Below are 11,649 nucleotides of genomic sequence, written 5' to 3'. Positions count from 1 at the left end.
CCATCTTGTTTCCATCCCTCGACTGAGGGCTTTTCCGCTCAAGGAGTCAGGCATGTCTATCGAACAAGTGCTGTACCGTGCAGAAGCCACTACCACTGGGGGTCGTGAGGGCAAGTCGCGTTCTTCCGATGGGGCGCTGGATGTCACCCTGAGCACGCCGAAGGAGCTGGGCGGTGGTGGCGGTGAAGGTACCAACCCGGAGCAGCTGTTCGCGGCGGGTTACTCTGCCTGCTTCATCGGTGCCATGAAGCACGTGGCCAGCACTGACGGCGTGACGCTGCCGGAAGGCCTGGAGATCACCGGCAAGGTGGGCATCGGCCAGATTCCGGCCGGTTTCGGTATCGAGGTGGCGCTGGATATCAGCCTGCCGGGCATGGACAAGGCCGAGGCGGATGCGCTGGTCGAGAAGGCGCACCAGGTGTGCCCGTACTCCAACGCGACGCGTGGCAACATCGATGTGACGCTGAACGTCAGCGTCTGATGGCTGACGGCTGATCGCCAGACACGAAAACGCCGCCCCTCGGGGCGGCGTTTTTGATGGTGCGACACGCTCATTGCTTTCGAACGGAGTCGATCAGACGCCCTGCTCGCGCGCCATGCGGCGGGCAATCAGCGGAGCGTTCCACAGGCTGGGCAGCAGAATCAGCGACACCGGCACGGCGGTGACGACGATGAAGGATTGCAGCGCGTTGATGCCGCCATCGCCCATCGAGATCAGCAGCGCCGCGACCACGCCCATCATCAGGCTCCAGAACACACGCACGCCGCGCGGCGGATTGTCGTGACCGCTCATCACCATCGAGACCGCGTAGGTCATCGAGTCACCGGTGGTAGCGACGAACAGCGTGGTCAGCACCAGGAACAGCACCGAGATGGTGAAGCCGAACGGCAGCTGCTGGGTGATGGCGATCAGCGCTGCCGGCAGGTTGAAGCCGGTGAACGGACCGGAGACGCTGCCCGGGTTGCTCAGCTCGAAGGCCAGACCGCTGCCACCGATGATGGTGAACCACAGGCAGGTGACCAGCGGCGAGATGACCGCGATCAACAGCACCATCTGACGCAGGGTGCGGCCACGCGAGATACGCGCGACGAACATCGCCATCAGCGGACCATAGCCGATGAACCAGCCCCAGAAGAACAGCGTCCAGCCATTCAGCCAGCCATCGTCACCCCGGAAGGAGGACATGGCGACGAAGTCACCGACGTAGCGCACCAGGCCCTGCGGGAAGGCTTCGAGCAGGAAGCCGGTCGGGCCCATGATCAGGATGAACAGCAGCAGCGCGCCGCCGAGCAGGACGTTGGTGCTGCTCAGGAACTGGATGCCACGGGTCACGCCGCTGACAGCGGACAGGGTGTAGATGACGGTCAGCACGAGCAGCAGCGTGAGCTGGGTCGCGTAGGTATCGGGAATGCCGAACAGCGCATTGAGGCCATAGCTGACCTGCAGACCGAGAAAGCCGATGGGGCCGACGGTACCGGCCACCACTGCCAGCACGCAGCAGGCATCGACCAGCGCACCGATGGGGCCACGCATGACGCGGTCGCCGAACAGCGGATAGAGCAGCGTGCGCGGCTTGAGCGGCAGGCCCTTCTCGTAGTGCAGGTACATGAAGATGATGCCGGTCAGGCTGCCGAGCATCGCCCAGGCCAGAAAGCCCCAGTGCATGAAGCTCTGCGCCAGCGCGTTGTAGGCGGCATCGGCATTGCCTGTCGGGGCGTCCGCGCCGAACACCGGCGGCGGCGAGGTGAAGTGAGCGATCGGCTCTGCCGCTGCCCAGAAGACACCACCGCCCGCCAGCAACGTGCACAGGATGATGGCCATCCAGCGCAGCGTCGAGATATCCGGCGCCGCCAGCCCGCCCATGCGCACCCGTCCGGTACGGCCGATGGTCAGCACGATGGCGATGACGAAGGTCGCCAGCATCAGCGCTTGCCAGTAGGCACCGAAGTATTGGGTCGAGACACCGAAGGCACTCTGGATGAGCGCGGAGACAGCGTCGAGATCCACCAGTGCGGCGATGGCAAACACTGCCAATACGCCACCACTGATGATGAAGACGGGCCAGTCGATACCTTGCGGGGTGTGTGCGGGTTCAGCGGGGGGATTTACCGGTGTGGCGGAGCCGGACGAAACAGTCCGGGAAGAATCCGTCATTAGTCAGCCTCTGGGCATGATCTGAGTGACGGTGCAGTGTATCAGCCGTAAAACGCTGAACTATGACACAAGCCGTTGTTTTTACACCCATGTAACGCGACGTATCACCAAGCCTACAGCCGTTTTACATCCGGGCATCGGTGATAACAACTCATGACCTCCCTCGGCTGCCATCTTCGGGCCATGCCAGACTGATCCGTGCATGACGACATGCAAAGGCCGCCCACTCGGGCGGCCTTTGTCACTCAGCCAGTTACAGCCCTTGCTCACGCGCCATCTGCCGCGCGATACGCGGCGCATTCCACAGACTGGGCAACAGCACCAGCGAGACAGGCACCGCGGTCACCACGATGAAGGATTGCAGCGCATTGATGCCGCCATTGCCCATCGAGATCAGGATCGCCGCCACGACACCCATGATCAGGCTCCAGAACACACGCACGCTGCGTGGCGGATTGTCGTGCCCACTCATCACCATCGAGATGGCGTAGGTCATCGAATCCCCGGTCGTGGCCACGAACAGCGCCGACAGAATCAGGAACAGCACCGACATGATGAAGCCGAACGGCAGCTGCTGAGTGATGGCGATCAAGGCCGCCGACAGATTGAAGCCGCTGAACGGGCCCGAGACGCTGCCCGGGTTTTCCAGCTCGAAGGCCAGGCCGCTGCCGCCGAGAATGGTGAACCAGACACAGGTCGCGAGCGGCGACAGGATGGTTATCAACAGCACCATCTGACGCAGGGTGCGCCCCCGCGAGATACGCGCAACCAGCATCGCCATCAGCGGACCGAAGCCGATGAACCAGCCCCAGAAGAACAGCGTCCAGCTATCCAGCCAGCCGCTGTCGCCGCGAAAGACCGCCATCGGCACGATATTGTCCAGGTAGTCGACCATGCCCAGCGGGAAGGCCTTGAGCAGGAATTCGGTCGGCCCGAAGAGCACGATGAAGAACAGCATCGCGCCGCCGATCAGCACATTGGCACTGCTCAGGAACTGGATGCCGCGCATCACGCCACTGACGGCGGACAGGGTGTAGACGAGGGTCAGGATGGCCAGCAGCACCAATTGCGTCGCGTAGGTATCGGGAATGCCGAACAGCGCATTGAGCCCGTAACTGACCTGGATACCGAGGAAACCGACCGGCCCCACGGTGCCCGCGATGACGGCCAGTACGCAGCAGGCATCGACCAGCGCGCCGATCGGCCCACGCATCACGCGTTCTCCGAGCAGCGGATAGAGCAAGGTGCGCGGCTTGAGCGGCAAGCCCTTCTCATAGTGCAGGTGCATGAAGACGACGCCCGTCAGACTGCCCAGCACCGCCCAGCCGAGAAAGCCCCAGTGCATGAAACTCTGCGCCAGCGCATTGTAGGCCGCATCGAGATTGCCGACCGGCGCCTCCGGCCCGAAGACGGGCGGCGGCGAGGCGAAGTGCGCGATGGGCTCAGCGGCGGCCCAGAACACGCCACCACCGGCCAGCAGGGTGCACAGAATGGTCGCCATCCAGCGCGGCGTGGAGATGTCAGGCGTCGACAATCCGCCCAAGACCACGCGCCCCGTGCGCCCGAAGGTCATGCCGACGGCGACGAGGAAGGTCACGATCATCAAGCCCTGCCAATAGGCACCGAAGTAGGTGGTCGAGAAGTCGAAGGCGTGATTGATCAGGGCCGACACGCCGTCCAGGTCGATGAGCGCGGCGGCGACGAACAGCGCCATCACGCCTCCACTGAGGAGGAAGACCGGCCAGTCCAGACTGCGGGAACTGTTGAGCGCGGTGAGCTCGGAATCAGGAAGTGATGCGGCTTGATCGGGAGAGGATGCGGTGTGATCAGCAAGAGATGCGGCGTGATCGGAAAGGGGAGCTGCTTGGGTTGCGGAGCCGGACAAGGCAGTCCGGGTGGTATCCGTCATTAGTCAGCCTCGGGGCATGATCTGAGTGACGGGGCAGTCTAACAGGCGAGAAAGCGCCGAATATGACACAAGTGATTGTTTTTACACCCATGTAACGCGACGTATCATCAAGCCAACAGCCTCATTACATGCCTGCCACCCCGTAACCACCAGCGAGAGGCTCGCCGCGGGAGCGTGCAGCTGCGAGGATGGAGTCTCACTGTGGCCATCCTGCCGGTCGCCTTCGATCCACTGCCGCTCGCGGCCCCTGCAACGAACGCAAGCCATGACCTCGCCCCGTCGCCGCGACTTCACCCCCGCGATGAAGCGTCGCAACCAGCATCTGCTCAAGGACGTGACCTGTGCCCAGAGCGCACCGCTCAATGTCGCCTTCATTTTACTGGAGCACTTCTCGATGCCCGCCTTCACCAGCGCCCTCGATGTGCTGGTCACGGCCAATCTGCTCCGCGATGTCCCCTTCTATCGCATTCACACCTTCGGGGTGACGGCGGGCAGCGTACGCAGTGATCTGGGCATCGACATCATGGCCAGCGCCGGGCTCGAGTCGCTGGGGCAGGCGCAGATCGACATGATCATCGTGTGCGGCGGCTACCGGGTGCAGCTGGACGAGATTCCCTTGCTGAGCGAGGTCTTGCGGCGAGCCGACCACCAGGGCTGTCGCCTCGGCAGCCTGTGGAATGGCAGCTACTTTCTGGCGGCCGCCGGCGTGATGGCGGGCCATCGCTGCACTATCCATCCCGAGAATGCGGCGCTGTTCAGCGAGTCATTCCCCCAGCTGGAGCTGTCGCGTGCCCCGCTGGTGGTGGAAGCGGCGCGCTTCAGCTGCACCAATGCCGGCAGCGCGCTGAACATGATGCTGGAAGCCATGCGCCAGCGTCACGGCGATGACCTGGCGCGCAGTGTCGAGGAAATCCTCGCCTGCGAGCGCCCCGCGACGCCCAGCCCCTGGCATCCGGACCAGACGCTGCCCGCGCCGGACAGCCAGCACCCGGAGGCACTGCGCACCATCCTCGAGCTGATGAGCAGCAACCTCGAGGAGCCTTTGAGCATGAGCGAGATCTCGCACTGCGTGACGCTGTCACGCCGCCAGATCGAGCGCCTGTTCACCCGCCATCTGGATACCACGCCCTCGCGCTACTATCTGGAGCTGCGCCTGACCCGGGCACGCCAGCTGCTGACACAGGGCAACGCCAGCATCACCGAGGTCACCGTGGCCTGTGGCTTCGTCAGCACCACCCACTTCAGCCACTGCTTCCGCGATTACTTCGGCATGTCGCCGACGCGCGCGCGTCAGCAGCGCTGACGGTGCCCCGTCGCTGACGTGCCGGCGCCGCTCCACAGACTTTCCGCCACTGAAACGCAAGACGCCGCCCCGAAGGGCGGCGTTTTGCGTTGCGGCTTGTGTTCACGGGGCTTTCTTGCCTCACTTGCCTGGCCTCGCGTTCACAATCTCGCTTCAGGCCCACATCAGGCAGAAGCCGTCTGCAGCTCGCGGCGCTCATGACGCTGACCGAGCAGGAAGACGATCAAGCCCGCGATGGCCATCGCCACCCCGACCAGGCCGATGGAGGAATGCGACGGGCCATAGGCGAAGGCCATGCCGCCACACCAGGCGCCCAGCGCATTGGCGATGTTGAAGGCCGCATGATTGAGCGTCGCCGCCATGGTCTGGGCGTCTTCCGCCACATCCATCAGGCGCATCTGCAGCGCCGGTGCCAGACCGATGCCGGTACCGACCAGCCCGACGAACAGGATGCCGCTCCAGACGCCATCGGCGGCGAAGTAGAAGCCACCCTGCACCAGCGCGCTCCAGATCAGCACGGCAGGAATGGTGCGCATCAGGTCGATGTCCGCGGCACGGCTACCGATCAGGTTGCCGATGATGGTGCCTACCCCGAAGACGGCCAGCACCATCGGCACCAGATTCTGGGACAGCCCGGCCTGGACGTTGAGCGTCTCCACCGCATAGCTGTAGACACTGAACATGCCGCCGAAACCGATGCAGGCGATGCCGAGGGTATAGAGCACCCGCGGCTTGATCAGCGCTGCCAGCTCGGTGAGCGGGGTCGCGTCCTGATTGCCGGCCTGATAGGGCACGAAGCCGCGCACCAACACCGCCGTGGCCAGCGCCAGCAGGCCGACGACGAGGAAGGCGGAATGCCAACCGAACAGGCTGCCGAACCAGGTCGCCGCTGGCGCCCCGATCAGAATCGCCACCGTCAGGCCCATCATCACGCGACCGACGGCCCGTCCGCGCTCACCGGCGGGGGCAGCATCCGCCGCCACCAGGGCCGCGACACCCAGATAGACGCCATGCGGCAGGCCGGCGATGAAGCGCAGCGCGGCAAAGCTGGTCAGCGACGGTGCCAGCAGGCTGGCCACGTTGCTGACCGCAAACAGCAGCATCAGGCCGATCAGCAGCCCGCGCCGCGGCAGGCGTGCGCCCAGCGCCGAGATCAGGGGGGCGCCGACCACCACGCCCATCGCATAGGCACTGATGGCGTAGCCGACCTGCTGCGAGGACACATTGAAGTCCGCCGCGATGTTGGGCATCAGGCCCATGATCACGAATTCGGTAGTGCCGATGGCAAAGGCACCGAGCGCCAGCGCCAGTTCGGCGATGCGCGGATGGCGCGCAACGGGGGAGGCAGACATGTCCGGGTCTCCTGAAACTTGAAAAGGGGGTATCACCCGTGGCCGTACTCAGCCGTGGCGCCGCTGTCAGGGGCAGGCCACAGCTGACATAGCCCGCGCATGGCTGGCGCTACGCAGGGCAAAAGACCGCGCGCCATTCATCATCAGCCGGAAGGCGGGAATGAATGGCGCGCGGGACAGGTAACGGGTGATGCGCTCGTGCGCGGCCTCTCTGGCGGAGGCCTGCGGCACGTCTGGCGCTGCTCTATCGACTTATGTACGCGTCTGGCAAGGCGCGATGGGAATCACGGGAGTGCGCAAGCTCAGGCCAGTATGGCGAGGCGGCGGCAAACCCTGTGTCCCTTCAAGCCCCCAGGCCGGCGCGAGAACTGGCCGACGCTTGAGTGATAACTGAAATATACGACCATTGTTGCAGATAACGCCACGCCAACCCAGCCACTTCGCGACGACAACTGTGATGCCCGAGCTGCAACATTGCATCACGGGACTGTCATGCGCGCGTGCAGCGGAAGCGGGGTGGATTATGCGATAATGCCGCGATTCAGCGACAGCAAGCGGATCACTTCCATGTCTTCGACTTCTTCAGCATCTTCCTCGGCGGCCAGCAACGCACGTGGCACGCTCTACATCATTTCCGCGCCGTCCGGCGCCGGCAAGACCACCCTGGTCAAGGCACTGCTGGAGCGCATGGACGGTATCGGCGTGTCCGTCTCGCACACCACCCGCGGCCAGCGCCCGGGCGAGCAGGATGCCGTCAACTACCACTTCGTGGATGTCGATCACTTCAAGACCATGATCGAGCAGGGCGACTTCTTCGAGCACGCCCAGGTCTTCGACAACTTCTATGGCACCTCGCGTCCGGCGGTCGAAGCTCGCCTGAGCAAGGGCGAGGACGTCATCCTCGAGATCGATTGGCAAGGCGCCCAGCAAGTGCGCGCCCAGGTGCCGGAAGCCGTCTCCATCTTCATCCTGCCGCCGTCGCGTGAAGCGCTGCTCGAGCGTCTGTCCGGCCGCGGTACCGATGGTGAGGACGTGATCGCGCGTCGCATGCGCGATGCGGTCAGCGAGATGTCCCACTACGACGAATACGACCTGATCGTCATCAATGATGACTTCGAGCAGGCCCTCGACGAGCTGTGCGGACTCGTCAATGCCCAGCGTGCGCGTCTGCCGCGCGTGCAGCATCGCCACGCGGCACTGCTCGATTCCCTGCTGGCCGACTGATGACGGCGGCGGGAATCCTGCTGCTCAGTCAGCCGTTCGGTCAGCCGCGCGGCCGGCCGTTCTGACAGCCTGACAGTCGGGCAGGACTTGCCGGCTTTCGTCCTGATCATGCGCGCTGTGGTCGCGTACGCCGCCGACAGACGCGCCAGGCGAAGGAGTTGATCGCGCCTGACTTGTCATGCAACAACGGCGTCGAGTAGACTCGATTCCCTTTCAGAATCATTGGCCGCTGAGCCGTCTCGCCCCTGGCGGGCCGGCTCAGCGGCATTGTGCTTGCGTCGTGTGCGAGATACTGTCAGATGATCAGGGTAAGTGACCCCTAGCGGTCGCGGCACTCTGCGCTGATTACACGCCGACAGCGAACCCCGAATATCCCGCTATTGATAGGTGCACCGCCATGGCTCGCGTAACCGTAGAAGATTGCCTCGAGAACGTCGACAACCGCTTCCAGCTGGTGATGATCTCCACTCGTCGTGCCCGTCAGCTGTCACGCGGCAGCCGCAACGCCCAACTGCCGTGGGAAAACGACAAGCCCACCGTCCTCGCCCTGCGCGAAGTGGCAGCGGGTCTGGTCGGTCGTGACATCCTGAACGAGCCGGTCGAAGCTCCGATCCAGCGCAAGCCGGTAATGCCGCAGATCGAAGACTGAGCCCACGCTCAACCTGCCGACTGCATGTGTGCTTCCGCACCTCTGCCACTCCCGCCCTCGCGGCCGGAGCACGGGGTGCGGGCCCGGAATCACTCTGAGCCAAGGCCGCTGAATGTTCACGATCGATGACCTGGCAGACCGCCTGGGCGGTTATCTTCCCGAGGAAGAGATCCGTCAGGTTAGGCGCGCCTTCTATTACGCCGAGCAGGCCCACGATGGCCAGCGCCGGCGTTCCGGTGAGCCCTATGTGACCCACCCGCTGGCGGTGGCGAACATTCTCGCCAACATGCACATGGACCATCAGAGCCTGATGGCCGCCATGCTGCACGATGTCATCGAAGACACCAGCGTGACCTTCGAGGCACTGGCAGGCCAGTTCGGCGAACCCGTCGCCCTGCTGGTGGATGGCGTCTCGAAGCTGACCCAGATCACCTTCGAGGACAAGGCCGTCGCCCAGGCCGAGAACTTCCAGAAGATGGTGCTGGCGATGTCCCAGGACATCCGCGTCATCATCGTCAAGCTGGCCGACCGCCTCCACAACATGCGTACCCTCGGTGCCCTGCGCCCCGAGAAGAAGCGTCGCATCGCCCGTGAGACGCTCGAGATCTACGCCCGCGTCGCCAACCGTCTCGGTATCAACACCATTCGCGTCGAGCTGGAAGACCTCTCCTTCCAGGCGCTGCACCCGATGCGTTCCGAACGCATCAAGCGTGCCGTCACCGCCGCGCGTGGCAATCGTCGTACCCTGATGCGCGAGATCCAGGCCAGTCTGCAGAACGCGCTGGAGCGCGATCAGCTGCCCGGCTCGGTGATCGGTCGTCAGAAGCATCTGCTGTCCATCTATCGCAAGATGCGTGACCAGCAGAAGCCCTTCAATGAATTGATGGACGTGTTCGGCTTCCGCATCATCACCGATGACGTGGACAGCTGCTATCGCATCCTCGGCGTGGTGCACAATCTCTACAAGCCGGTGCCGGGTCGCTTCAAGGATTACATCGCGATCCCCAAGGCCAACGGCTACCAGAGTCTGCACACCACGCTGTTCGGCATGAACGGCATGCCCATCGAGGTACAGATCCGTACCCGCGAGATGGAAGCGATGGCCAACAACGGCATCGCGGCGCACTGGCTGTACAAGGCCGGCCAGACCGACCGCCCAATCGGCGCCGGCAGCCATGCGCGTGCCCGGGAATGGGTGCGGGGTCTGCTCGAGATGCAGCGCCATGCCGGCAACTCGCTCGAGTTCATCGAGCACGTCAAGAACGACCTCTTCCCAGACGATACCTACGTGTTCACCCCCAAGGGCGACATCATGGAATTGCCGCGCGGTGCGACGGCGGTCGATTTTGCCTATGCGGTGCACACCGATGTCGGCAACAGCTGTATCGCCTGCCGCATCGATCGTCATCTGGCGCCGCTATCCTCGCCGCTGGAGAGTGGCCAGACCGTCGAAGTCATCACCGCGCCGGGCGCCAAGCCCAATCTGGCGTGGCTCAACTTCGTCACCACGGCCAAGGCGCGCTCTGCCGTGCGCCATTACCTCAAGCATCAGCAGCGCAGCGAATCCGTGACCCTGGGTCAGCGTCTGCTCAACAAGGCGCTCTCCGGGCTGGACTCTTCCCTCGAGCAACTGCCGCCCAGGCGTCTCGATACGCTGGCCGCGGAGCTGGAGCTGGAAGGCGGACGTGATGATCTGCTCGAGTCCATCGGGCTCGGCACCCGCGCCGCCTACAGCGTGGCCCAGAGCCTTCTGAGCGACACGACCAGCACCACGGCGCAGCAGCCCAAGTTCTCGGCCAAGGACGGCAATGTCCAGGCGGAGCAAAGCGGCAACAGCCCGATGCAGGTCAGCGGTGGCAACAGCATGGTCACCAGCTACGCGCGCTGCTGTCACCCGCTGCCCGGCGAGCCGATCATGGGCCATCTGTCGGCCGGCAAGGGCCTGGTGGTCCATCGTCAGGAATGCAGCAACATCACCGAGCTGGCCAGCGACCCGGAACGCGTCTTCCCGCTGACCTGGGCCGATCAGGTCGAAGGCGACTTCACGGTGGCGCTGCGTATCGAGGCACAGACCCAGCGCGGCCTGATCGCCGAGCTGGCCGAGCTGGTCACCGATGCCGAAGCCAATATCGAGCGCATCGGTATCGAGGAACGCGACGCCCATCTGGCCATCGTCAATCTGACCCTGGCCGTGCGTGATCGCATCCATCTGGCGCGCATCATCAAGCGCATGCGCAACCTGTTGCACGTGGAGCGAATCACCCGCGTCCTCAGCTGATCTACCGTACTGGCCGCGTCGTCCGCCACTGGCGGGCGGCGCGGTTTTTGTTTTCAAGGCTGCCGCAGAGCGGCCATCGGACACGTTCTTCTGAACACCCGTGTCGCGGTCAAGGCCGACTGCAGTGCAGGACCTTGACCGCGACCGAACTCGCCGTGGACGGCGAGACCCTATAACCACAATCGTAACCCGCTGCTGAAGGCCGCCACCGCACAACACTCGCAACCGGCAAGGCTTGAGCGCAGTCACAAGGAGCATGTCATGAGCAATCGCGCGATCATCAACACCGACAAGGCCCCTGCTGCCATCGGTCCGTATTCCCAGGCGATCAAGGCGGGCAACACCGTCTATCTGTCCGGCCAGATTCCGCTGGACCCGCAGACGATGGAAGTCGTCGAAGGCGGTATCGAGGCGCAGGCGCGTCAGGTCTTCACCAACCTGAATGCCGTGTGCGAAGAAGCCGCCGGCAGCCTGGGCGACATCGTCAAGCTCAACCTCTACCTGACCGATCTGGACGACTTCGCGCGCGTCAACGCGGTGATGGAAGAGTTCTTCACCGCGCCCTTCCCAGCGCGTGCCGCGGTCGGCGTCAAGGCGCTGCCCAAGGGCGTGGCCTTCGAAGCCGAAGGCGTGATGGTCATCGGTGACTGAGCACCCGCTCACTGACGATGGTAGGTCATCCGCGAGAAGTGGCTGACGCAGAGACGACAGTGCCCGCCCCGGGATTCCGGGGCGGGCACTGTCAGTTGGCGCTTCATCTGGCACTTGACCAGCCGCTT

9 protein-coding genes are annotated in these 11,649 nt (G+C 64.1%); 6 read left to right on the top strand and 3 right to left on the bottom strand.

The window, feature by feature from the left end:
- The first annotated feature begins 52 nt into the window (after positions 1–52).
- On the top strand, positions 53–481 hold the full coding sequence (locus AC4FAH_RS00705; protein ID WP_054556341.1) for an organic hydroperoxide resistance protein: 429 nt from the start codon (positions 53–55) through the stop codon (positions 479–481).
- A 93-nt stretch (positions 482–574) separates the two neighbouring features.
- On the opposite strand, the gene AC4FAH_RS00700 is transcribed toward AC4FAH_RS00705, so the two are convergent.
- Positions 575–2,155 carry a BCCT family transporter gene (locus tag AC4FAH_RS00700; protein ID WP_153636711.1) on the bottom strand — a complete coding sequence of 527 codons (1,581 nt, stop codon included), beginning with the start codon at positions 2,153–2,155 and terminating at the stop codon, positions 575–577.
- Between the two features lie 253 nt (positions 2,156–2,408).
- Positions 2,409–4,064 carry a BCCT family transporter gene (locus tag AC4FAH_RS00695; RefSeq protein ID WP_225347444.1) on the bottom strand — a complete coding sequence of 552 codons (1,656 nt, stop codon included), beginning with the start codon at positions 4,062–4,064 and terminating at the stop codon, positions 2,409–2,411.
- A gap of 265 nt (positions 4,065–4,329) precedes the next feature.
- Here AC4FAH_RS00695 and AC4FAH_RS00690 point away from each other — a divergent pair, with 265 nt between their 5' ends.
- Positions 4,330–5,367, top strand: a complete 1,038-nt coding sequence (locus AC4FAH_RS00690) for a GlxA family transcriptional regulator (protein ID WP_225347445.1) — start codon at positions 4,330–4,332, stop codon at positions 5,365–5,367.
- A 164-nt stretch (positions 5,368–5,531) separates the two neighbouring features.
- On the opposite strand, the gene AC4FAH_RS00685 is transcribed toward AC4FAH_RS00690, so the two are convergent.
- Positions 5,532–6,719, bottom strand: a complete 1,188-nt coding sequence (locus AC4FAH_RS00685) for an MFS transporter (RefSeq protein WP_043331757.1) — start codon at positions 6,717–6,719, stop codon at positions 5,532–5,534.
- Positions 6,720–7,286: 567 nt separating this feature from the next.
- Between AC4FAH_RS00685 and gmk the strand changes: the two genes are divergently transcribed.
- The 4 genes from gmk (at position 7,287) to AC4FAH_RS00665 (ending at position 11,521) form a co-directional block, all read left to right on the top strand.
- Positions 7,287–7,943, top strand: coding sequence for a guanylate kinase (gmk, locus tag AC4FAH_RS00680; protein WP_052384319.1), 657 nt, complete (start codon positions 7,287–7,289; stop codon positions 7,941–7,943).
- A 397-nt stretch (positions 7,944–8,340) separates the two neighbouring features.
- Positions 8,341–8,592, top strand: coding sequence for a DNA-directed RNA polymerase subunit omega (gene rpoZ / locus AC4FAH_RS00675; protein WP_043331755.1), 252 nt, complete (start codon positions 8,341–8,343; stop codon positions 8,590–8,592).
- A gap of 112 nt (positions 8,593–8,704) precedes the next feature.
- Complete coding sequence (locus AC4FAH_RS00670) at positions 8,705–10,870, top strand: RelA/SpoT family protein (protein WP_107335798.1); 2,166 nt, start codon at positions 8,705–8,707, stop codon at positions 10,868–10,870.
- A 261-nt stretch (positions 10,871–11,131) separates the two neighbouring features.
- Positions 11,132–11,521: a RidA family protein gene (locus tag AC4FAH_RS00665; protein WP_043331752.1), complete on the top strand. Its 390-nt coding sequence runs from the start codon at positions 11,132–11,134 to the stop codon at positions 11,519–11,521.
- Positions 11,522–11,649: the final 128 nt, after the last annotated feature.

This window comes from Cobetia sp., from assembly GCF_983723665.1.
The sequence above is the reverse complement of the archived record's forward strand: the minus strand, read 5'-3'. Positions and strand labels throughout refer to the sequence as shown.